The sequence below is a fragment of the Flavonifractor sp. DFI.6.63 genome (assembly GCF_024462255.1).
GTDB classification, from domain to species: Bacteria; Bacillota; Clostridia; order Oscillospirales; family Oscillospiraceae; genus Lawsonibacter_A; species Lawsonibacter_A hominis.
This window is the reverse complement of sequence record NZ_JANGBE010000002.1, coordinates 164,229-185,912: the sequence shown is the minus strand read 5'-3', so window position 1 is coordinate 185,912 and position 21,684 is coordinate 164,229. Positions and strand designations below refer to the sequence as shown.

The following is a 21,684-nucleotide window of genomic DNA, read 5'->3' as shown; positions in this document are numbered from 1 at the left end:
AAATCCTGTGGTACTGACTGCATAATCTTCGTCTCCTTCGTCTTGAATGTTTGATCTCATTCTTGACTCAGTCGAAGATTTTCATACTGTCGGGGAACGTCGATTACACAGAATTTTCGGCGGTCTCCCACGATTCGGTTCACGCTGTTGAACTATTGGAAAAAGTCAGGATCAGAGGGAGTGCCGTACTGGCAGACCGGGCATATGGTGCTCGGGCAATTCGGGAATATATCTCAGCGCACGGGGCCAATTATGTGATCCCGCCGCAAAGCAACGTTTCCGATCCTTGGCCGGTTGACTGGCACCTGTATAAGGAGCGCCATCTGGTGGAGTGTTTTTTCCAGAAAATCAAGTGGTTTCGCAGAATCGCCACCAGATATGACAAGTCGGATGCTTCCTTCCTGGCCTTTGTGTATCTTGCCTCCATCGCTATTTTGTTGCTTTAGCACAATCTCCACCTTTTTTCAAACAAGCCCTAGCCTTGATTTCAGGCAGCAACGCTTGAACGTGTGTGTAATTCCGTTTCCCCATAACAAGACCCCCCGATGTAGTTTATTTTTCTACATCAGGGGGCCTTTTGTCACTGCCCGTTTTTACTGGTCCTGTTCAGATTTGAAATACACCCTTGCGCTGACATACTTTCATGCCAAAAAGCGCCCATTCATCAAGCAGAAGATATTTTCCAAAATGACGTTTTATAATTATGCTTCCCTGCTTCGTCTCCACACCATTTTTACCCAGCCGGAAGGCACCCATGTCTATCACATTAACGCCGCTTTCGCCGCTCACATTGCACGGGAGTTCCTGCCTGGCTTTGTTCCTGTAGCCAAAGTGGAGTCTTTGATTGCAAAGTTCCTGCTTCCCGTCCGGCCTGGCCGGCAAAAACCGGGGAATATGCGTGTGAAGCGCCCGACCAGTTTTCAGTACCGGATGATTTGAGGTTATTTCACATTCGTTTTTCACGGAGGACACTCCGCGCTTTTGCCGTGTCCTCTTTTCTGATGTATGTATTTACGAAACCGCCTCTGAGATTCTCTCCCGGAAGCGGTTTCGTTGGGGTGGCTATCTTAATGAGATTAAGGCTTAGCCGGAGGCTTGATTAGGCCCTATAAGGGCCTGGTACCGGCAAGCGTTTCAAGACGCACTGAAATTTCTTTCACCTGCATTACTTGCTCTACACGATTCCTGTTCTAATGAGAGCTTTCCTTCACTGCGAGATTGGCTATTCGCTGCTCGCTAAGCTCGTTGCTTGAACCTAAAGCTTTTTTACGGGGTACCTCCACCGGCAGAGCCGGTGGTTTCCCTAACCAAAGAAAAAATCTCTGAACCCTTCCAGTTCAGAGATTATTCTGGTGGAGATAAGCGGGATCGAACCGCTGACCTCTTGAATGCCATTCAAGCGCTCTCCCAGCTGAGCTATACCCCCAGATACGATATTCAGTTGTAATTGGTGGAGATAAGCGGGATCGAACCGCTGACCTCTTGAATGCCATTCAAGCGCTCTCCCAGCTGAGCTATACCCCCACATGACGTTCGGCGCACACCGTTTTCTCGACCGAACGCATGTTATTTTAGCAAATCCCCGTAGGTTTGTCAACACAATTTCACGATTTCTTCCCGCAATTTTTAAAAATGGGGAGCGCGACCCTGCCGCACTCCCCATTGGGAACGTCTTCACCACTGAAGCCAGCCGCCGTTGTCCCGATTATCCATCAGTTCCAGCGCGGCACACAGCATTTGTGCAGCCTCGCCGCGGGTCAGGACTTCCGACAGGGCCTGTGCGCTGCTTCCATTCACCGGAAGCACGCCGCAGGTGGCCAAATTTGCCGCCGACTGGCTGGCCCAGGTCGGAACGGCATCCGTATCCATCGTAGGCGCGCTCACATCGGTGACCTGGAGAGCCCGATCCAGCAGGACCGCGGCCTCGGCACGGGTGATGCCGTCTCCGGCGTTGAAGACCACCCGTCCCTGCGCATCCCGGCTCCCCTGAACCAGTCCGGATTTTAAAGCGGAGGATACATAGCCCTTGGCCCAGGTCGGGATGGCGTCATCGTCATAAAAGCCGGTACGCTCCACCCCCTCCAGTACTTTCGCTCCGGCGCACTCCATGGCCATAGCCACGAACTGGCTCCGGGTGACCGGCGTGTCCGGCTGGAAGAAATACTGCGCGCCCATACGCTCGCCCACAAAAATCCCCTCCTCCGCCAGGCGGATAGCGGCTTTGTGCGCGGGATGGCCCGAGAGATCCGCGTAGGTGACCTTCGTATCGGCCTTCGCGATCCGGATCTTGACCGTGGCGGGATCGGAGGAGTTGCCCACGGTATCCACCGCCACATACGTGAAGCTGTCCTTTCCCGTCTTGTTTTCGTAGGGCGTGTAGACAAACTCGCCGCTCCCATCCTCCGATAGGGTCACGGCGCCTCGGGCAGGTTTGCCGACGATGTGGAACGTCAGCAGATCCCCTTCCGGGTCTACGGCGGCAAACTGTGCGGTAATCGCTACATTTTTATAGGTGCTCAATTCCAGATTTTCTGCAATCGGCGCGCTGTTTTCCGCTGCAAGCAGATAGAGACCCACACTCACGCCGCTCCCCTGCCGGCCGTCGGAAAAGATCGGGACAAAAGAGAATGCGGCGGAGGAGACTGTGGCCGCGGCCAGGGGCGTAAAGCGCAGTCCGTCCACAGCGTTCATCGTCACCACGTCGCCTATGCCCACCGCCTGTCCGCCCAGTGTGAGGGCGCCGGCCGCCGGGTCGGGCAGCGAGCTGATGACGATGGAGTCCAGCGTGGTCTTACCGTCCTCCACACGAAAATCCGCTTGTGTGAAGGAGATGGCGCCGGTAACAGGGCCGTTTTTGGAGAAAGCGGCTACGGTAGGAGCCGCCTCCTCATTGCGAAAGAGAAGCGCGGATGCGGGAAGCGACGCGGAGAGCAGGACGGCCGCCAGTGCCGCCGCGGGGAGCGCACGGCGCAGAAGAACACGGTGTTTCAAGGGAATGACCTCCTTATTTGGTAGAGACTGTAGTCATAGTCTTTGCCAAAGAAAGGAGAATATGCAGCCGGGGCGCACGGAGGATCTCCGTGCGCCCCGGTCGTGTCAAATCCTGCTGCGGTCCCGCAGCCAGCTGGGCAGGCTGCGCATCTTGATGCTGGAAACCACGCCCATGGCGGCGTACATGGTAACGATGGAGGAGCCTCCATAGCTGATGAACGGCAAGGTCAGCCCTACGACCGGGAACACATACAGGCACATGCCCACATTGACGCCGACCTGTACCATCAGCATGCCCGCATAGCCCATGGCGATCAGTGCCGATTGGGGGGAACAGGCCCTCCGGGCCACCCAGATGCAGCGCAGGATGATGGCCGCCAGGATCAAAAGCAGCAGCAGGCAGCCGGCCAGGCCAAACTCCTCGCCGCAGACCGCGAAGATCTCATCGGTCTCACGGGCGGGCAGGGAGCTCTCGTAGACGCTCTGGGTCTGGATCCCCTGGAGATAACCCAGGCCGGTAAGCCCTCCGCTGCCGATGGCCAGAATGCTGCGATACTGCTGCCAGCCCGCGCCCTGGGTCTGCTCCCAGAGAGTCTCCGTATTGCCCCGCAGGCGGTCTACCACCACCAGGATGCGCTTGGCAAAATATTTGTCGCTGATGTGGGGCCAGATCACCGCCACCGCGATCACACCCAGGATCACAGCCAGCAGAAACCAGCGCTTTTTCACCCCGCCCGCCCAGGCCATGATAACGAAAATCAACAGATACGTCAGGCCCATGCCAAAATCCCCGGAGGTAACGGCAATGAGGGCGAACATGAACAGGGTGTGCCCCGCCAGCTGGAACACAGACCAGGGGCGGCTGATTCCCCGTTCGCCCAGGCGGGTCATCTGCCAGGCCAGCAGCAGAACAAAGGTGAGCTTGGCAAGCTCCGCAGGCTGGAGATTCACCGGAAAGCCGGGGATGTGGACCCAGCTGCGGTTGCCGCCCACCTCCACCCCCAGCGGCGTGCGGACCAGCACGTTGATGGCGGCGTTGAACAGGAGCATCAGCTTCCAGGATTTTTCCGTAAAAAGCTCAATATCCACCGACGACATGACCACGTAGACCAGGATACCCAGGAGGATGGCCGCAGTCTGGACGATCATGTTGCGGTTGCGGTTGAACTCCAGGTAGCGGGTGGCGCTGTAAATCAGGACCAGGCCGTATCCGCTGGCGAGGATACACAGGCAGAGCAGCAGCAGGTCTCCTTTGCGGAAAAATGCACGGATGGAATCAGAAAACCAGGACAACCGCTCTCACCTCCCTTTTCTCTGGACTGCGGACTGCGCGTTGGGGCTGTACCGGGATCAGCGCTTCCGGCTTTGGATCGGAAAGCGGATTTAGTTTATCATCTTTTTTGCATTTGGTAAACGGGTGTGGTACAATATTTAAGTTAAATTTCACATTTGAGGTGTTCCATGGAATATCGATCCAATTCCCCCGGGGAAACCGAGGCGCTCGGCGCGGCTTTGGCCAAACTGCTTTGGCCGGGCGCAGTGGTGGCCTTTACCGGGGACCTGGGGGCGGGCAAGACCGCCTTTGTACGCGGGATGGCCCAGGGCCTTGGTGTGGCCGGGCGGGTGACCAGCCCCACCTTTACCATCGTCAACGAGTATGAGGGCGGCCGCCTGCCTCTCTTCCACTTCGATCTGTACCGTCTCGCCTCCTCCGACGAGCTGTTTGAGATCGGCTGGGAGGACTATCTCCGCCGGGGGGGCGTGTGTGCGGTGGAGTGGAGCGAAAACGCCGCCGGCGCGCTGGAGAGAGACACCGTCCGGGTAGACCTGCGCCGGGGCGCGGAAGACGGACAGCGTGTGATCACGATCCAGGGGGTGGATGGAATATGAAGATACTGGCTCTGGAGTCCTCTGCCGCGGCCTGCTCCGCGGCCTTGTGCGAGGACGAATTTTTGCTGGCGCAATCCTTCCAAAACAGCGGCCTGACCCACTCCCGCACCCTGATGCCCATGGTACAGTCCATGCTGGAGCACTGCGGCCATACCCTGGCGGAGGTGGACGTAGTGGCGGTAGCGGCCGGCCCCGGCTCCTTTACGGGGCTTCGGATCGGCGTATCCGCAGCAAAGGGTCTGGCCTGGCCCGACGAAAAGCCCTGTGCGGCCTGCTCCACACTGGAATCCATGGCCTGGTGCCTGGCTCACACCGGCATGGAGCTCTGCGCCGTGATGGACGCCCGGCGCAATCAGGTCTATAACGCCCGCTTTCGCTCCACCGGCGACGGCCTCCTCCGCCTGTGTCCCGACCGTGCCGTCGCCCTGGCCGAACTGGCCGAAGAATTAAAAACCAGCGGAAAACCGCAAATTTTGGTTGGAGACGGCGCGGTTTTATGCTATACTACCCTCAAGGAATCGGGGCTGGACGTCCGCCTGGCGCCGCCGCATCTGCGTTTCCAGAGCGCCTGGGGCGTTGCCCGCTGTGCGCTGGAGCAGGTCAGGACGGGGCGGCTCACCGACGCGGCGAGCCTCTCACCGGACTATCACCGGCTCTCCCAGGCCGAACGGGAGCGGCTGGCAAAAGAACAAAACAAAGGGGAATAGCGCCATGAACATGGAAAAGGTACACATTCTGGATCACCCGCTGCTCCAGCACAAGCTCTCCATCCTGCGGGATGCGAACACCGGCGTCAAGGACTTCCGCGAGGTCGTCTCCGAGATCGCCACCCTGATGTGCTATGAGGCCACCCGCGACCTGCCGCTGGAGGACGTGGAGATCAAGACGCCCATCACCACCGCTACCTTCAAGAGCATCGCCGGCAAAAAGCTGGCCATTGTTCCGGTGCTGCGGGCCGGTCTGGGCATGGTGGACGGCATCCTCACCCTCATCCCCTCCGCCAAGGTGGGCCACATCGGCCTTTACCGGGACCCGGAGACCCTGGAACCGGTGGAATACTACTGCAAGATGCCCACCGATATCGCCGAGCGCGACGTGATCATCCTGGACCCCATGCTGGCCACCGGCGGCTCCGCCTCCGCGGCCATCCAGTTCATCAAAAACTACGAGGTCAAGCACATCAAGCTGATGAACATCATCGCCGCCCCCGAGGGCATCGAGCGGGTGCGCCACGATCATCCCGACGTGGAGATTTACTGCGCCGCTCTGGATGAAAAGCTCAACGACCACGGCTACATCGTGCCCGGCCTGGGCGACGCGGGCGACCGCATTTTCGGTACAAAATAACACACGCCAATCCCAAAAACGGCCGGACAGCAAATGCTGTCCGGCCGTTCCGCTTGTCGAAAACACCCCCTGCAGGAGCGCCTCGCGGAGCTTCGCCGTCACCTCCGCGCCGGGAGGCGCCCTGCGGCGGCTGCGCTGCGAAACGCGCCTGCGGGTGCAGGCAGGCGGCGCAACAACCTCAGGCCCCCTTTTTCCGGGACGCCGGGCTCCCGGGCCGGCGCAGGTCCTCACGCTGCGGCCCGAGACATCACGTCTTACATCCGCCGCTTCCGGAACAGGAAGGTCACGGCGAAGAAGGCCGCCAGATACAAGGTGATGGAGGCCCCGGCGGAGGCGCCGATATAATAGGAGGTCATCAGTCCCGCGATTCCCGCCGCAACGGCTCCTAGGAGGGAAAACAGGTGGTACTGCCGCATATTCTTCGCCAGATTGCGCCCCGCCGCCGCTGGGAGCACCAGCAGAGCGTTAATGACCAGCAGTCCCACCCAGGTCATGGCCACCGTGACCACCACGGCGATGGCGGCGGAAAAGACCGCCTCCTGCCAGAAGACCTTGATCCCGCGGCTGTCCGCCAGGGCGGGGTGCACCGAGGCGAGCATCAGCTGGTTGAAGGAGCATACCCACAGCACCACGACCACGGCCAGGATGACGGCCAGAAGGGCGATCTTCCCCGCCTCCACGCTGAGGATATCGCCGATGAGAATGCTGTTGAATCTCGTAAAGCTGCCTCCGTTGAGCGTCGCGATAAAGATGCCCAAAGCCACGGCTGTGGAAGAAAAGACGCCGATGACCGTATCGCTGGCCATATTGGACTTGCGCCGGACATAGGTGAACAGCACGGCAAAGACCAGCGCCAGCAGGACCGCGCACCACATGGGGTCGCTCAGGCCGCACAGCACGCCCACGGCGATGCCGGTAAAGGCCGAATGCCCCAGCGCATCGGAAAAGAAGGACATGCGGCTTTCCACCACCATGGTGGAGAGCAGGCCGAACAGGGGCGAGATGACCAGCACCGCCAGCAGGGCCGAGCGCATAAAGCCGTGGTCGGCCCACTCAAAGGGCAGCAGGTCCATCAAAACGTTCCAGACGCCCATCAGCGCGTCCCCCCCTTCCCCAGGTCCAGGTGGAACACGGCGCGGAATTCCGGCGAGGAGAGGACCTGCTCCGGCGGCCCCACCCGCAGCACGGAATTTTTCAGCAGAATCACCTGGTCGGCATACTGATCCAGCGTGGCAAAGTCGTGGGTGGACAGCAGGATGGACAGGTCGTACTGGCTGCGGATCTCGTCCAGCATATCCAGCAGCTGGCGCTCCCCATCGATGTCCACCCCGGAGAGCGGCTCGTCCAAAATGAGGATATGGGGCAGGGGCTCCAGCGCCAGGGCCAGCAGCACCCGCTGCAGCTCGCCGCCGGAGAGCGCGCCCAGGCGTTTGTCGATCAGGCTGTCCCCATGTACCCGCGCAAGGCACTCCAGCACCCGTGCGCGCAGGCGTCTGGGCGTGGGCAGAAAGACCGGCCAGTCCGAAATGGCGGCGGAGAAAAAGTCCAGGACGCTCACCGGGTCCCCCCGGTCGAAGCTGGGGGACTGGGGCACATACCCGATCAGGGGCCGCGCCCTGCCGCCCCCCGCGCGCTGGAACACGATGCTCCCGCTGTGGGGCACCTGTCCCAGAATGGTGCGGAACAGGGAACTCTTCCCCGCCCCGTTGGGGCCGATCAGGGCCACGATCTCCCCGCAGTGAAGGTGAAAGGACACGTTTTGGAGCACTTCTTCCCCGCCGAAGTGCACGCCCAGCCCCTCCACCTTCAGGCAGCAGGCGCCCGCGCAGCCGCTTCCCGCGTTTTCGTGCTTGCGTACGCTCATCCCAATGCCTCCACGATGGTGTCAAGGTTCTTCTGCATGGCGTCGAGATAGGGCTGCATGCCCGTGCCGTCGCCGCTCATGATCATGTCCAGCGCATACACCTCACAGCCGGTCTCCCGGGCGATGGCCTGAGCGGTGGCGTCGGAGCCGTTGACCTCCGTAAAGATCGCGGGGATATCGTACTCCTCCACGAGGGAGACGATCTCCTTGATCTCAGCGGCGGAGGCCTCGCTGCCCTCCTCCTCCTCGATGGCCTTGAGCAGATCCAGGCCGAAGGCCTGGGCAAAGTACCGGAAACCGTCGTGGAAGGTGATCAGGCCATTTCCCTGCAGGGGCTCCATCTGCTCCTGCCAGCGCTGTCTGGCCTGCTCCAACATGTCCTTTGCCGCCAACTGTCCGGTATGGAATTCTCCGTGAGAGGCCCAGTCGTCGCCGTAGACCAGCTCCCCCAGCCCCATAGAGATGGCGCTGAGCATCCCCTGGACATAGCTGGGATCCATCCAGATGTGGGGATCGTACTCGGTATCGTGGTCATGGCCTTCGTGACCCTGGGCGGGCAGCAGCTCGACGCCCGCCGAGCAGTCGATCACGGGCGCGTCCGAGGCGGCCAGGGCGTCATCCATGAAGTCCTCCAGCCCCGCGCCGTTCCTGACGATCACGTCGGCCCTCTCGATGGCCTTCATGTCGCCGACGGTAAGGGTATAGTCGTGCAGGCAGGAGGTCTGCTGGTTGACCAGCAGACTCACCTCCACCCCCTCCACCCCCTCGGTCACCGCCGTGGTGAAGAGGTAGACCGGGTAGGTGGTGGCCAGCACATGGAGGGTATCGTCCTGCTCCGGCGCGGCGGGCGCGCCGCAGGCGGAGAGGAGCAGCGTCAGGGCCAGGAGCGGCCCAAGGATCTTTTTCATAGAGTTCTCCTATTCCAAAAAGACGGTATGCCGGGCCGCATGGCCCGGCATACCCTATTATACCGCGTTTTCCGCGTCCTGTAAAATGATTCTTGGCCTACCGGGCCAAAAAGGACACGGCCAAGTGGAGAGGCAGGTAACCCACAGCATAGCTGGCCGCATTGGCGCACACGGCATATCCCACCCGCCGGCCCGTGCTGTGCTCCTGGAGGAGGATGCGGTAGGCCACGATCTCCACCACGAGGACGATCGCCTCCAAGGGGAGTATCATCAGATAGTAGAAGTAGTGTCCCCCCGTGGCCATCATGGTGGAGCCCAGCGCCGCATGGAGCCCCAGCTGGGTGGCTAGGTTGACCAGAGCGAACACCAGCCAGTCCTGCCGGCTGCGGAAGCCGAACAGCCACAGCAGCGCCCCCTCCACCAGCAGGGTGGGAATGAGGGTGGAGAGGAACTGGGTCAGGTAGAAGCCCACCGTGGAGGTGGCCTTCGTGATGGTGTTGGTGGCCCAGTTGTAGGTCAGGTGGGTATAGAACACCGTACGGGTGAAGGAGCTCTCCGTGGCCTGGGCCCCCTGGGCGGATGAGACGGCGATGCGGAAGGTCCTGGGCAGGCCGTGGTAGGTGAAGCGGTGGGTGCCGTCCTCCCCCGGCGTCAGGTCACCGAAGAGAGGTACATCCGTGCCCTCCAGCAGGGCGGGCCACCACCCCTCCCCCTCCCAGCTCCGCAGACCGTCCAGCAGGGTGGGGTCGTAGTCCTCGGGGTCGATGTTGGGATAGTCCCCCGGGTCTTGGATCAGCAGATCCAGGTAGTAGTCCCCCGCCGGGGCGTTGACCACGGTGATGGTCACCGCAGGCTTGGGGCCCGTGTCGGCGGAGGCGCTGACCGGCAACACCGCCAGGCAGAGCAGGACGCAGAGGAGGAGACGCTGGATACGCTTCATGGGGGCCTCCTTTCCGAACGGAAGGCTTTACTTGGCGTAGTAGTTGATCAGGCAGCCGGCCAAAACGATATCCCGCTCCTCGCGGGTCATGCCGGGGAGCTTGAGGGTGACGTGCTTTTCCGCTCCGTGCTGGATCAGGGTAGCGTCGATCTCCTCCGCCCCGCCGTCCACGGCGGCCCGGACACCGGGGATATACAGCTTGTCGCCGGGCTGGATATCCCAGTCCTTCACACCTTCGGCGATGAAGGGCAGCATGCCCCAGTTGACCACGTTGGAGCGGTAACGCTTGGTGGCATACTCGGCGGCCAGGTTGGCCGCGCCGCCCAGCACCCGCTGGCAGGAGGCGGCCTGCTCCCGGGCGGAGCCGTCGCCGGGCTTGAGGGCCATGACCAGGGAGCCCAGTCCAGTGGCGGCGGGGTCGTGGCCCATCAGGGCCTGCCGGACCTCAGGGGCGTCGGGGTCGGCGCGGCGCAGGCGCTCCACCGCCAGCACCTGTTTGGCCCGGGGCACATACTGGGGATCCTTGCGGCTCAGGGCAAACTCGGAGAGCTTGATGGGGTTGGAGCGGTAAGAAGAGGTCTCCCCGGAGGGGATGAGCTCATCGGTGGTGGTGACCGGATCGTAGATGGCCGAGCACACGGTCAGCAGCAGGTTTTCCGGCAGGGCCACCTGCTCCGGCCAGTCGGCGATGTTGGGGCCGAACACCAGCTCCTGCGCCGGATCGGGTTTGCCCACGCCGAAATAGACCCGTGCCTTGTAGGGCGTGTCGTCATAGGCGAAGGGCTCCACCGCCGGGTCCGCCGGGATCTCGGGCAGCTCGTCCGCGCCGGTGAGCACGCCGCCGTTCCGTGCGGTGGCGGCAATGCTTCGCGCGTCCATCAGCGCCACATAGGACACCTGTCCATCGGAGGGCTTGCTCCCCTCCCGGTTGGGGAAATTCCGGGTGGAGTGCCGGATGGAGAAGGCCCCGTTGGCGGGCACGTCCCCCGCGCCGAAGCAGGGGCCGCAGAAACAGGACCGGATGGACGCGCCGGCGGCCATAAGGGAGGCGATATACCCCTTGCGGGTCAGCTCCAGGTTCACCGGCTGGCTGGTGGGGTAGACGGACAGCCAGAACTCATCCGAGCCGATGGCGTGGCCGTCCAGGATCTGGGCCGCCCGGACAATATTCTGGTACGTGCCGCCGGAGCAGCCGGCGATGACGCCCTGATCCACCCGGAATTTGCCGTCCACGATCTTCTCCCGCAGAGAGGCCGGCCTGTGCTTGAGGCCCAGCTGCCGCACGGCATCCTCGTCCACCTGATGGAGCAGCTCGTCCAGATTGGCTTTGAACTCCCGGATGGTGTATGCGTTGGAGGGGTGGAACGGCAGAGCGATCATGGGCTCGATCCGGTCCAGCGCCACCTCGATGACTCCGTCATAGTACGCGCCCTCGGCCGGCGCCTGACGCTGGTACGCGTCCCCGCGGCCCAGTACGGTCAGATGGTCCCTGAGGATGTCGTCGGTCTCCCACACGGAGGACAGGCAGGTGGTCTCGGTGGTCATCACGTCGATCCCGGAGCGGTAATCCATGGACAGGCTCTTTACGCCCGGTCCAAAGAACTCCATGACGGCGTTCTTCACCACGCCCTGCTGGAAGGTGGCCTTCACCAGCGCCAGCGCCACGTCCTGCGGGCCCACACCGGGCCGGGGCGCCCCGGTGAGGTAGATGGCGATCACCTTCGGATAGGCGATGTTATAGGTTTTTTTCAGCAGCTGCCGGGCCAGCTCGGGCCCGCCCTCGCCGATGGCCATCGTCCCGTAAGCGCCGTAACGGGTGTGGGAATCGGATCCCAGGATCATTTTGCCGGGGGCGGCGTAGCGTTCCCGCATATAGGAGTGGATCACGCTCTGGTGGGCGGGGACGAACTCGCCGCCGTACTTCTTGGCGGCGGACAGGCCGAAGACGTGATCGTCCTCGTTGATGGTACCGCCCACGGCGCACAGAGAATTGTGACAGTTGGTCAGCACATAGGGCACTGGGAATTCCGTCATGCCGGAGGCACGGGCCGTCTGGATGATGCCCACATAGGTAATGTCGTGGGAGGCCATGGCGTCAAATCGGATCGCCAGCTCTTCCATGCCCCGCGCCGTGTTGTGCTTGGACAGGATGGCATAGGCCATGGTCCCCTTTTTGGCTTCCTCCGGTGCGGGCAGCCCGGCGGCGGGGCCTTCCCGGGCCGGGAGAAAGGCGCCGTTTTTATAATAGACGCCCTCGCGCTTACTGTTCAGCATATCGGTTCCCTCCAGGTGTGATTGCAAGATACTTTATCATAGCAAATTTTTGCCCAAAACGCAAGGGACGCCGCTTCTCTTTTCTCCGGCTTAAAATCTCCGGCGATTGACCAGCTATTGAAAATAGTTTGCCTGCATGATAAAATACATGTAGGTGTCAAAAAGTTACAAATCCGAATTTATGGAGGTGTACGGCATGAAAAAGCCGATAATATGGATTAGTGTATTGATTATTGTATTTTCACTGGCTGGCTGTTCGTTTGGAAACAAATCAAGCGAAACAGGCGACCTTCCACCTACAATTACGCTCTTTGACAGAAACTATGTTGCACCTTATATGCCAGTTGAAGATTTGCCTGATGAGTATACATACATTGGCGATTTGTCAGAGGAAACTGCAAATGACACAGGCTTAGCAGGGTGTAAAATGTATGCCGTGAAAGAAAAAGATAGCTTTGATGATTTCTATTTATATCAAGAGTGTGGAACACCTATTGACGGGAACACAGTTGATACTACACAGCTACAGTGGGCTTATGTACAGTGGATTGTATCCGAATAAATGATTACAACAACTTCCAGTTTGTAGGGGCAGCTTCGGTTATGAAGCTGCCCCTGTTATTTCGACGAAAGGTACTCCAAATGCACAAATAAGGTAAACGGGATCGCTTCTCTTTTCTCCATTGCCGTACGCTTCCCACAGGCGGGGCGGGCTCACAGCTTCCATCGGATGCGCACGAAAAAGAACGCCCCGTCCAATCCGGCCTCCAGACCGCAGCCCATCTGGTCAGCCAGCGCCTTGACGATGGCCAGTCCCAGGCCGGTGTTGCGGCCGGTGCGCATTTTGTCCGCGGTGAAGAAGCGGTCGAACACATGGGGGATATCATCCTGCGTAATGCCGCCGGAACCGTTGCGGAACAGGCTGACCACCGCATCCCCCTTCCGAAACAGACGCACCTCCATCTGTCCCTGACCATGGTCCAAGGCATTGCGGAGCAAATTGGTGAATACCCGCAGGACCCCCGACGGATCCGCCGTCACGCCGGGCAGTCCCTGGGCCAGATCCACCGTTACATCGAAGCCCGCATCGGTAAAGTCGTTGTAAAAGGCCGCCAGCAATCCGGAGAGGCTGGTATACAGGTCCACCTTTTCCCGCCGGAGCGGGTACTCCCCGCTCTCCAGCCGGGACAGGTCGTAAAAGCTGGTGATCAGGCTCTGGAGGGCTTTGGCGCGGCTGGCCACCACCGCCAGGTACTCCCTCCGCTCCGCCGCCGGCAGCGCTTCGTCCTCCAGCAGCTGGAGATAGCCCAAAATGGAGGTGAGCGGAGTACGCAGGTCGTGGGAGACATTGGCGATCTGCCGGCGCAGGGAACGCTCCCGCTCCCGAAAGGAGGCCCGGTCGGCCTGCCGCAGCTCCAGCAGTACATTCACCGCGTCCAGCAGCTCCTCCGCCGCGCGATTGGGCGCGGCCAGACGCAGACGGGCGGCGGAATCGGTGCGCTCCACCTCCCGCAGCTGTTGGGCCGCCCGATGCAGCGCCCTGCGCTGGCTCCAGACCCATATCAGCAGTATGACGCAGGCCAGCGCCAGCATCACGCACAAGATCCGCATCTCAAATTTCCCCCGCTTTCCATACCAAGGGCGCGCCGGAGGGCCGGCGGGCGGCATTGCCGCTCTGCCGACACGCCCGGGCGCGCCTTTTTTGAATCAGAAGACTGCCGAGGCTGCCGGCACGGCTGCGCGAACCTTTCACCTCGATTTCCCGCAAAATGGCCGGCAAACATTTTGTGATCGGAACGGCGGCGGCAAATTTCGATTCTGCAGCCTGGAAAGCCCGCCGGCGTGACGGCGCAGCCCGCCCGCCGGGCGAAAACAGATCCTTTTCCGCTTCTTTCCCGCTAGCGCAGGTCCATCCGCCGGAAGAACAGCAGGCCCGCGCCCGCGCTGACCGCCAGCCAGCCCAGTCCGACCCCCCAGCACCAGAGCAGGTACTCCCCGCTGATCCAGCCGCTCGGCAAGCCCGATATCAGCAGCGTGCACGGTATGAGAACCGCCTGAAGCAGGCGAAACGGCCAAGCCGCCATGTTTCCCCCGAAGAAACCGGCTGCCAGAACGGTCAGGATCGGCTGGCCAATGAAAAAGGCGACGTAGTAGCCCGCCATCCATACCGCCGTGCTGCGCACCAGCAGGGCCAGTGTGTGACACAGGGCGAACATCCCGCACCACAGCGGCACGGCCCCCAGCAGGCAAACGCCCACCCGGTACAGATTGGACCACGCCGCACCGGGATCTCCCCGGGGAAGCAGCAGCCTTCCGGTGGCCAGTACGCCCCCCACCAGGATCAGGGCCAGGAGCAGCCCCAGCAGCAGCCCGGCCGCCAGCTTGCCCCAGTAGATCCGTCCCCGGCTCAGGCCGAACGAGAGCTCGTTTTTCAGGGTATCCCGGCTCCCAGCGTCTACCAAATGGGCCAGCAGCGGGGCCAGCGGCATCCCGGTGACCATGGTGAGGGAGACCCCGGCGGCCAGGTCGGCAAAGTAGCCTCCGCTGAACAGCCAGCCGTACAGGTGCGCGCAGAACAGCAGCAGCGCCGCCAGAACGTAACAGCTCTTACGCCGGAAGACCTTCCACAGCTCCGCCTTGATATAGTTGAGCACGGTCTTCCCTCCTATCCGGGCCTACCGGATCTCTTTCCGCCGGAAAATGGCCAGTCCCACAGCGGTGGACCCCACGCACCAGACCGCGCCTACGATCCAGCACAGGCCCACGTAAGGCCAGTCAAACGCCATCCTGGCCAGCGTATCCAGCATGACGCCGGGCAGGAAGTGCCGGATGCATTCAAAGACCGGGCTGATCAGCAGCCCCAGCGCCTGAAACACACTGGCCAGGACCACCAGGATACCGATCGACAGGAAGGCGGCCATGGTACTGCTGCGTACCAGGAAATAGCAGGCCATCACCAGGGCCTGGCCGCCCAGCCAGAGGGGGAAGGCCCCCGCCAGGCAATAGCCCAGCAGGCTCCAAACCGTCCCATCACTCCCGTCATGGGGGAAGAGCAGCCAGCAGCCGCCCAAATAGAAGCCGATCAGTACCACACAGGCCGCCAGCGCCACCAACATGGATACCAGCAGCTTGCCCAGATAGATGCGCCCGCGGGGCAGGCCGTAGGACACCTCGTTTTTCAGGGTATTGTGCTTGTACTGATCGGAGAAGACGATATCTCCGGTGATCAGGGTGGCGTAGAGACCGAAGCTGAGGATGGCCGCCACCATGACGGCGGTGGAATGGAAACTGATATTCGTGTTGCCCCAGGAATAGGTGAGCCAGGAGCCCAGCAGCAGCAGGCTTTCCCCGGCCAGGCAAACCAGCAGGGCAATGTAGAGGTACTTGCGGCGGAAGGCCTTGGTACACTCGGCGCGCAGGTAATCAGCCATGACGGGCACCCCCGATCATGGACAGGAAGTAGTCCTCCAGATTGGCCCCCCGGCCCTCGACGCCGCCCAGGGACACGCCGCCCTCCACCAGCGCCCGGGTGACCTGCTCCGGCCGGTCCAGGCAGTCGTACAGCCGGATCACATTGCCCGGCAGCACCTCGTAGTCCCGGACCTCCAGGTCCCGCTCCAGCACCAGGGAGGCTTTGGCCGCATCGTCCACGCGCAGCTCGATGCACGCCCGGCATTTGGTCTCCAGCGCCTTGGCGGTGATCTGCTCCAGCATCAGGCCGTTGTCGATAAAGCCGTAACAGGTGGCCAGATTGGAGAGTTCGGACAGAATGTGGCTGGAGATCAATATCGTGGTCTGCCGCTGGCGGCACAGATCCAGCAGGATGTTGCGGAACTCCACGATCCCCTCCGGGTCCAGACCGTTGATGGGCTCGTCCAGCAGCAGCAGGTCGGGCCGGTTCATCAGCGCCAGCGCCAGACCCAGGCGCTGCTTCATGCCCAGAGAGAAGTTTTTGAACTTCTTTTTCCCGGTGCCGGCCAGCCCCACATCTTCCAGCGCCTCCTCCGTCACATGCCGGCCGGGGATGCCCCGCTGGAGGCGGTAATATTCCAGGTTCTCACGGGCGGTCAGGTAGGGGTAGAAACTGGGCGTCTCCACCATGACGCCGGTGCGCTGGCGCATCTGGCCCAGCTCCCTCTCCCCGGTGGCCCCGAACAGCTCGATCTCCCCGCCGGTGGGGATGGTCTGGGCTGTGATCATACGGATTATGGTGGTTTTGCCCGCACCGTTGCGGCCCACCAGGCCGTAGATCTGCCCCTGCTCCAGCGACAGATCGACATGGTCCACCGCCAGGTGGTTCCCGTAGCGCTTGGTCAGTCCCCGCAGCGCCAACACAATTTCTGACATTTGGCATCAGCCTTTCTCTTGGATTGTGATGCCAGTATACGCGCAAGGCAACAATTTGCCTTTAAGCAAAGATGAAGAAAGCTTAAAGAGGTTCGTCCTGCCCCTCCGCCAGCTTAAAGCCGATGCCCCAGACCGTTTTGATATATTCCCGCTCGCTGGCGCGGGCCAGTTTGGCGCGCAGGTTGGAGATGTGGACGTTGACGGTGTTGTCGTCCCCAACATACGCTCCGCCCCACACCTGCTCATAGAGCTGCTCCCGGGTGAAGACCTTTTTGGGGTGTTCCATCAGCAGCGTGAGGATATGAAACTCCCGGGCGGTGAGCGGCACCGGCGTTCCCGCCGCGGTGACGCTCACCCCCTCCCGGTCCAGGACCAGATCCCCATGGGTGAGCACCGCGCCGGCCGCGCCGCCCCGGTCGAACTGCTTGTAGCGCCGCAGCTGGGCCTCCACCCGGGCCAGCACCTCGGCATTGTCAAAGGGTTTGGGAAGAAAGTCGTCGGCGCCCAGCCGGAGCACGTTTACACGGTCCTCCAGCGCCGCCTTGGCGGAGAGGACGAGGATGGGCATGGTCTTTTTCCGCCGCAGCTGGGCGATGAACTCCTCCCCGCTCAGTCCGGGCAGCATCAGGTCCAGCAGCACCAGGTCATAGTCGTACCGCTCCGCCCAAAGCATCGCTTCGCTGCCGGAAAAGGCGGGGCGGCAGTCGTAGCCCGCCCCTTCCAGGATCCGGCACAGCAGCTTATTGATATCCGCATCGTCTTCCACCACAAGGATATGACAGGTATCCATCTCATTTCACCCTCAATCGCTTGGCCAATTCCGGGTCCGGGTCCACCACGGCGGTCTGATAGGTGGAATAGACCACCATGCCGGGCCGGGCTCCCGCCGGCTTTTTCACATATTTCACCGGGGTATAGTCCACCGGCACCTTTTTGCCGTCCCTGGCCTGGGAAAAATACGCCGCCAGCTGGGCCGCCTCGGTCAGGCTCCGGGCGTCGGCCCCGCCCCCCTCCAGCCAGAGGATCACATGGGAGCCGTGGATCTTTTGGGTGTGCAGCCAGAGGTCGCTCTTATAGGCCTGCTTGGTGGTGAGCCGGTCGTTTTGGCTGTTGTTCTTGCCCACCGAGATCCGCAGACCGGCGGAGGAGCGAAACTCCATGGGCTTTCCGGAGACCTTCCGGCCGCGGTCTTTGGCCTTGCCCGGGCGGCGGAGATAGCCGGTCTCGGCCAGCTCCTGCCGGATCTCCTGCAGATCCCGCTCCCCCTCCGCCAGGGAGATATTCTCCAGAACGCTGTTCAGATACTCCAGCTCCCGCCGCCCCTTCTCCATTTGAAGGGCAAGCATCTGCCGGGCGGTCTTGGCCTTGTTGTACGCCCTATAGTATTTGGCAGCATTCTGCTGAGGGGTGAGCAGGGGGTCCAGGGGGATGTCCGTCTGCTTCCCCTCCGGGTCATAGTAATCTACAGCCCGGAAGGTGCTCATTCCCTTTTGCATCGCGTGGAGATTGGAGGTAAGGAGATCCCCCAGCTCCCGCTGGCGCTCCCGCGTTTCGGTCGCCTCCAGCTCCTTTTCCTGGTTGGCCAGCTTGCGCGCCGTCCGGTCCCGGGCGCTGGTCACCGACTTGACCAGATCCTGCCCCCGCTGGCGCACCCGCTCCATCTGCTCCCGCTCCTCGTAGAAGCCGTCCAGAAGCTGCGAAAAGCTTTCCTGCCGGCGGCTCTCGGTCTGGGGCCCGTACTGGAGGATGGGCAGAAACGTAACGTCCGTCCCCTTCCCTTCCCGCACCAAGAGATAAGGGGCGAAGTCCTCCCGCCGGACGGCGTCCAGCAGCTTTTCCAGCTCCCGCGCCAGGGGCTCCCCATCCCCGCCCGCCCGGAACGCCAATTCCCGGGCGATCAGGGGCGACAGACCGTTGAAGGTATCCAGCAGCAGCTTGTCCGCCTCCCGCCCGGTGGGGTTGTCCAGCGCCCGGCGCAGGCCTTCGCCGTCCAGCGCCATGGGGTCCAGTTTATCCGGCGCGGGGGGCAGGCGGTAAAACAGGCCCGGCAGCACCTGGCGCTGGCGGGACATGTCGCCGTCCACCCGGCGCAGGCAGTCGATGATACGCCCCTCCCCGTCCAGCAGGATCAGATTGGAGTTGCGGCCCAGGGCCTCTAGCACCAGGCGGCGCTCCACCCGGTCCCCCAGCTCGTCGATGGTCTCCAGACGGAAGTCCAGCAGGCGCTCCATGGGGGGCTGCTTCAGCTCCAGAATGCGCCCGCCCAGCAGGTGCTTGCGCAGCAGCATGCAAAACATGGGCGGCGTGTCCGGGTTCTCCCGGTTCCGGGTCGTCAGGTGGGCCCGCGGGTGGCCCGGGTTGGCCGAGAGCAGCAGGCGCACGTTCTCCCCCCGGCCCCGGATGCAGAGCAGCAGTTCCTCCCGGGCAGGCTGATAGATCTTGTCGATCTTCCCCCCCAGGAGAGAGCGGCGCAGTTCTCCCGCCACGGCGGTCAGGCAAAGGGCGTCTAGCGGCATGGGTTCTCCTCCATCATCTGCTCGAACAGTTCATTCAGCCGTTCCGTCCGGCCCTGAAGCCAGAGCCAGCCGAACAGGGCCTCCAGTCCGGTGGCGGTCTGATAGTCCGCCCGGCTGGCGTTTTGGGGCACGCTGTGGGGGCTGGTGTTGCGGCCCCGGCGGAACACGTCGGCCTCCTCCCCGATGAGCTGCGGCAAAATCTTCTCCGCAGCCCTGGCCTGGGCCGGCGCGGCCACATAGCCCACAGTGGCCTTATGCAGCCCCCGGGAGGTGGCCTTTCCGTGCAGGCACAGCCAGGAGCGCACCATCAGCTCGAACACTCCGTCCCCCAGATGGGCCAGGCCCAGAGTGCTGATGGCCCGGACGGCGTCCGGGCGGGTGTTCAGATGAAAATAATCGGTCATAGGTATGTTCCCTCATTTGATACGAATAATATTAGACAGAGTATACCGCAAAACCGCTGGAAAAACAACCGGGAAGGATGAATCCTATGGAACTGTGCTATCCTTATCAGCTTCCTCCGCTGCCCTATGCCTACGACGCACTGGAAGATGAGATCAGCGAAAAGACCCTGCACTTTCACCACGACAAGCACTTGAAGAGCTATATCGACAATCTGAACACCGCCCTGGCCGACCGCCCCGAAGAGCAGAACAAAACGCTGGAAGAGCTGCTCCGGCACCTGGACCGTCTCTCCGAGCCCAAGCGCACCGCCATCCGCAACAACGGCGGCGGGGTATACAACCATCTGCTCTACTTCAACTGCCTGAGTCCGGAGCGGGGCCTGCGGCCCTCCGGCGGCCTGGCCGCCGCCCTGGAGCGGGATTTCGGCTCCTATGACGACTGGCGCGCCGCGATGAAGGCCGCCGCTCTGGGCCAGTTCGGCTCCGGCTACGCCTGGCTGGTCTGCGAGCGCTCCGGAGCTCTCTCGGTCCTGAAGACCGCCAACCAGGACTCTCCCCTGTCTCTGGGGCTGTGGCCCCTTCTGTGCGTGGACGTGTGGGAGCACGCCTATTATCTGGATTACCAGAACCGCCGCCCCGACTACGTGGAGCGCTGGTTCGAGCGCATCCACTGGCCCTTCGTCCAGCAGCGCTACGAACAGCGGTAACATTTTCTTGTCCCGCTCGTGAGAAAAAATGCCCTCTTTTGGTGAAACTACCGCCAAAGGAGGGCGTTTTTATGAATCGAAGAAGCCACTGGCGCCGCCGGACGCGGATCCGGACAGCCAGCTTTTTGACGGCGGCCTTTGCGGTCGTATTGGGCTTTGCCGTCCAAAACCACATGCGGGCGCAGCAGTACCAATACCTGCTGGACACTGGCTACCGGCATGCCTTTGCGGAGCTTGCCACCGCGGCGGGCGAGCTGGATACCGCCCTGCAGAAGGCGTCCTACGCCACCACGCCCGCGCTGTTCTCCAGCCTGTGTACGCAGGCCTACGGCAAGGCGCTCTCCGCTCAGATGGCCCTGGGCGAGCTGCCCTACGGCAATGTGGAGCTGGAGCAGACCGCCGCCTTTCTGGCCAAAGCCGGAGACTACGCCATGGCGCTCTCGCGCGGCGCTTACGACGCGCAGACGTGCACCCAGGAGGAGCGTTCCGGGCTGCATGCGCTGGCCCAGACGGCGTCCACCCTGGCCGATGCGCTGCAGAGCCTCCAGTCCGACCTGGACGGCCGTACCGTCACGCTGGAGGATCTGGAGGCGGTACGCTCCCGCCTCTCCGGCGTTTCCGGCGCGTCTGCTCCGGTCACGGCGGGCTCCGCGTTTCAGACGGTGGAGGCAGATTTCCCGGAGGTGCCCGCCCTGGTCTACGACGGCCCCTTCTCCGAGCACTTGTCCAACCGCACGCCCAAGTGCCTGGAAGGGCTGCCTCTGGCGGGCCAGGATGAGGCCCGGGCGGCGGCCGCGGCCTTTCTGGACCTGCGCCCGGAGATCTTCACGTTGGTCTCCGATGGGGCGGGCGCCCTGCCCACCTGGGGCTTCTCCGCCGCGGTGGACGGCGGAGAGGTGTATGTAGAGGTCACGAAGCAGGGTGCTCAGGTGCTCCAGGTCACCAACTCCCGGCCCGTTTCCGGAGCCGCTCTCAGCCGGGAGGCGGCGATCCAGGCGGCGGCGGAATTTCTGCTCCAACGGGGTTATGCGAATATGGATCACAGCTATTCCATCGATCTTGGCGATGTGCTCACCGTTCATTTCGCCCCCCGGCAGGACGGAGTATACTGCTACCCCGATCTCATCAAGGTGTCCGTGGCCCTGGATAACGGGGGGCTCATCGGCTTCCAGTCGGAGGGTTATCTGATGAACCACCGGATCCGGGACCTTCCCGCTCCCGCCGTCACCGCCGATCAGGCGCGCAGCGCCGTCGGGGATGCGCTGAAGGTGCTTGCCCATCAGCTTGCCGTGATCCCCACCGGCGGCGAACACGAGGTGCTCTGCCACGAATTCAAGTGCGAAACGGAAACCGGCAGCCATATGCTGGTCTACCTCAACGCCGCCACCGGCCAGGAGGAAAATATCCTGCTGCTGCTGGAGGATGAGAGCGGCACCCTCACCCTCTGAGGCCCCGGCAAAATCAGTGCCCCGGGATACCCGCACAGGGGTACCCCG

General features: G+C 62.3%; 22 protein-coding genes and 2 tRNA genes. 7 read left to right on the top strand and 17 right to left on the bottom strand.

All coding sequences use genetic code 11. The features are described 5' to 3' along the window. Positions 1 to 50 precede the first annotated feature (50 nt). Entirely contained in the window at positions 51 to 446 is a 396-nt protein-coding gene (locus NE547_RS18500) for a transposase (RefSeq protein WP_370866807.1), read from the top strand. Positions 447 to 606: 160 nt separating this feature from the next. On the opposite strand, the gene NE547_RS01850 is transcribed toward NE547_RS18500, so the two are convergent. The 5 genes from NE547_RS01850 to NE547_RS01830 all read right to left on the bottom strand — a co-directional run bounded on the left by NE547_RS01850 (position 607) and on the right by NE547_RS01830 (position 4,284). Continuing rightward, the gene (locus NE547_RS01850; protein ID WP_256174583.1) at positions 607 to 963 is read right to left on the bottom strand and encodes a hypothetical protein; all 357 of its coding nucleotides are present in this window, start codon (positions 961 to 963) and stop codon (positions 607 to 609) included. Between the two features lie 387 nt (positions 964 to 1,350). Further along, a tRNA-Ala gene (locus NE547_RS01845) sits at positions 1,351 to 1,426 on the bottom strand. 22 nt (positions 1,427 to 1,448) lie between these two features. Next, positions 1,449 to 1,524, bottom strand: a tRNA-Ala gene (locus NE547_RS01840). A 150-nt stretch (positions 1,525 to 1,674) separates the two neighbouring features. Then, positions 1,675 to 2,991, bottom strand: a complete 1,317-nt coding sequence (locus NE547_RS01835; RefSeq protein ID WP_186908263.1) for an Ig-like domain-containing protein — start codon at positions 2,989 to 2,991, stop codon at positions 1,675 to 1,677. 105 nt (positions 2,992 to 3,096) lie between these two features. Then, positions 3,097 to 4,284 (bottom strand): FtsW/RodA/SpoVE family cell cycle protein, encoded by a 1,188-nt coding sequence (locus NE547_RS01830; RefSeq protein ID WP_186908262.1) that lies wholly within the window; start codon positions 4,282 to 4,284, stop codon positions 3,097 to 3,099. A gap of 168 nt (positions 4,285 to 4,452) precedes the next feature. On the opposite strand from NE547_RS01830, the gene tsaE reads away from it, so the two are divergent. From tsaE to upp, 3 genes are read left to right on the top strand one after another with little or no spacing between them, the layout of a single operon-like run. Then, on the top strand, positions 4,453 to 4,881 hold the full coding sequence (gene tsaE / locus NE547_RS01825) for a tRNA (adenosine(37)-N6)-threonylcarbamoyltransferase complex ATPase subunit type 1 TsaE (protein ID WP_186908261.1): 429 nt from the start codon (positions 4,453 to 4,455) through the stop codon (positions 4,879 to 4,881). After that, positions 4,878 to 5,588 carry a tRNA (adenosine(37)-N6)-threonylcarbamoyltransferase complex dimerization subunit type 1 TsaB gene (gene tsaB, locus NE547_RS01820; RefSeq protein WP_186908260.1) on the top strand — a complete coding sequence of 237 codons (711 nt, stop codon included), beginning with the start codon at positions 4,878 to 4,880 and terminating at the stop codon, positions 5,586 to 5,588. Before tsaE ends, tsaB begins: the two co-directional genes overlap by 4 nt. Before the next feature lie 10 nt (positions 5,589 to 5,598). Beyond that, positions 5,599 to 6,228: a uracil phosphoribosyltransferase gene (gene upp / locus NE547_RS01815; RefSeq protein WP_256174585.1), complete on the top strand. Its 630-nt coding sequence runs from the start codon at positions 5,599 to 5,601 to the stop codon at positions 6,226 to 6,228. Between the two features lie 254 nt (positions 6,229 to 6,482). Here the strand turns inward: upp and NE547_RS01810 are convergent, their stop codons facing one another. From NE547_RS01810 to NE547_RS01790, 5 genes are all read right to left on the bottom strand, one after another. Next, positions 6,483 to 7,322: a metal ABC transporter permease gene (locus tag NE547_RS01810; RefSeq protein WP_186908259.1), complete on the bottom strand. Its 840-nt coding sequence runs from the start codon at positions 7,320 to 7,322 to the stop codon at positions 6,483 to 6,485. Next, on the bottom strand, positions 7,322 to 8,092 hold the full coding sequence (locus NE547_RS01805; protein ID WP_186908258.1) for a metal ABC transporter ATP-binding protein: 771 nt from the start codon (positions 8,090 to 8,092) through the stop codon (positions 7,322 to 7,324). Before NE547_RS01805 ends, NE547_RS01810 begins: the two co-directional genes overlap by 1 nt. Further along, positions 8,089 to 9,000 carry a metal ABC transporter substrate-binding protein gene (locus tag NE547_RS01800; protein WP_256174582.1) on the bottom strand — a complete coding sequence of 304 codons (912 nt, stop codon included), beginning with the start codon at positions 8,998 to 9,000 and terminating at the stop codon, positions 8,089 to 8,091. Before NE547_RS01800 ends, NE547_RS01805 begins: the two co-directional genes overlap by 4 nt. 97 nt (positions 9,001 to 9,097) lie before the next feature. Beyond that, positions 9,098 to 9,940, bottom strand: coding sequence for a hypothetical protein (locus tag NE547_RS01795; protein ID WP_186908256.1), 843 nt, complete (start codon positions 9,938 to 9,940; stop codon positions 9,098 to 9,100). 27 nt (positions 9,941 to 9,967) lie between these two features. Then, a complete protein-coding gene (locus NE547_RS01790) occupies positions 9,968 to 12,214 on the bottom strand; it encodes a hydratase (RefSeq protein WP_256174581.1) in 2,247 nt (748 codons plus the stop codon). 196 nt (positions 12,215 to 12,410) lie between these two features. Here NE547_RS01790 and NE547_RS01785 point away from each other — a divergent pair, with 196 nt between their 5' ends. After that, positions 12,411 to 12,776 carry a hypothetical protein gene (locus NE547_RS01785; protein WP_256174580.1) on the top strand — a complete coding sequence of 122 codons (366 nt, stop codon included), beginning with the start codon at positions 12,411 to 12,413 and terminating at the stop codon, positions 12,774 to 12,776. A gap of 152 nt (positions 12,777 to 12,928) precedes the next feature. On the opposite strand, the gene NE547_RS01780 is transcribed toward NE547_RS01785, so the two are convergent. From NE547_RS01780 to NE547_RS01750, 7 genes are all read right to left on the bottom strand, one after another. Further along, positions 12,929 to 13,825, bottom strand: a complete 897-nt coding sequence (locus NE547_RS01780) for a sensor histidine kinase KdpD (protein WP_256174579.1) — start codon at positions 13,823 to 13,825, stop codon at positions 12,929 to 12,931. A 287-nt stretch (positions 13,826 to 14,112) separates the two neighbouring features. After that, entirely contained in the window at positions 14,113 to 14,868 is a 756-nt protein-coding gene (locus tag NE547_RS01775) for an ABC transporter permease subunit (RefSeq protein ID WP_256174578.1), read from the bottom strand. A gap of 21 nt (positions 14,869 to 14,889) precedes the next feature. Next, on the bottom strand, positions 14,890 to 15,645 hold the full coding sequence (locus NE547_RS01770; protein WP_256174577.1) for an ABC transporter permease: 756 nt from the start codon (positions 15,643 to 15,645) through the stop codon (positions 14,890 to 14,892). Beyond that, positions 15,638 to 16,561 carry an ABC transporter ATP-binding protein gene (locus tag NE547_RS01765; RefSeq protein WP_256174576.1) on the bottom strand — a complete coding sequence of 308 codons (924 nt, stop codon included), beginning with the start codon at positions 16,559 to 16,561 and terminating at the stop codon, positions 15,638 to 15,640. The genes NE547_RS01770 and NE547_RS01765 overlap by 8 nt, the downstream gene beginning before the upstream one ends. Before the next feature lie 82 nt (positions 16,562 to 16,643). Further along, entirely contained in the window at positions 16,644 to 17,351 is a 708-nt protein-coding gene (locus NE547_RS01760; protein WP_186906080.1) for a response regulator transcription factor, read from the bottom strand. A gap of 1 nt (position 17,352) precedes the next feature. Then, positions 17,353 to 19,077 carry an NFACT family protein gene (locus NE547_RS01755; protein WP_186906081.1) on the bottom strand — a complete coding sequence of 575 codons (1,725 nt, stop codon included), beginning with the start codon at positions 19,075 to 19,077 and terminating at the stop codon, positions 17,353 to 17,355. After that, on the bottom strand, positions 19,068 to 19,481 hold the full coding sequence (locus tag NE547_RS01750; protein ID WP_256174575.1) for a Mini-ribonuclease 3: 414 nt from the start codon (positions 19,479 to 19,481) through the stop codon (positions 19,068 to 19,070). Before NE547_RS01750 ends, NE547_RS01755 begins: the two co-directional genes overlap by 10 nt. An 86-nt stretch (positions 19,482 to 19,567) precedes the next feature. On the opposite strand from NE547_RS01750, the gene NE547_RS01745 reads away from it, so the two are divergent. Together NE547_RS01745 and NE547_RS01740 are read left to right on the top strand one after the other, a co-directional pair. Next, positions 19,568 to 20,188, top strand: coding sequence for a superoxide dismutase (locus NE547_RS01745; protein WP_256174574.1), 621 nt, complete (start codon positions 19,568 to 19,570; stop codon positions 20,186 to 20,188). Positions 20,189 to 20,259: 71 nt separating this feature from the next. Continuing rightward, positions 20,260 to 21,636: a PepSY1/2 domain-containing protein gene (locus NE547_RS01740; RefSeq protein ID WP_256174573.1), complete on the top strand. Its 1,377-nt coding sequence runs from the start codon at positions 20,260 to 20,262 to the stop codon at positions 21,634 to 21,636. The last annotated feature ends 48 nt before the right edge of the window (positions 21,637 to 21,684 follow it).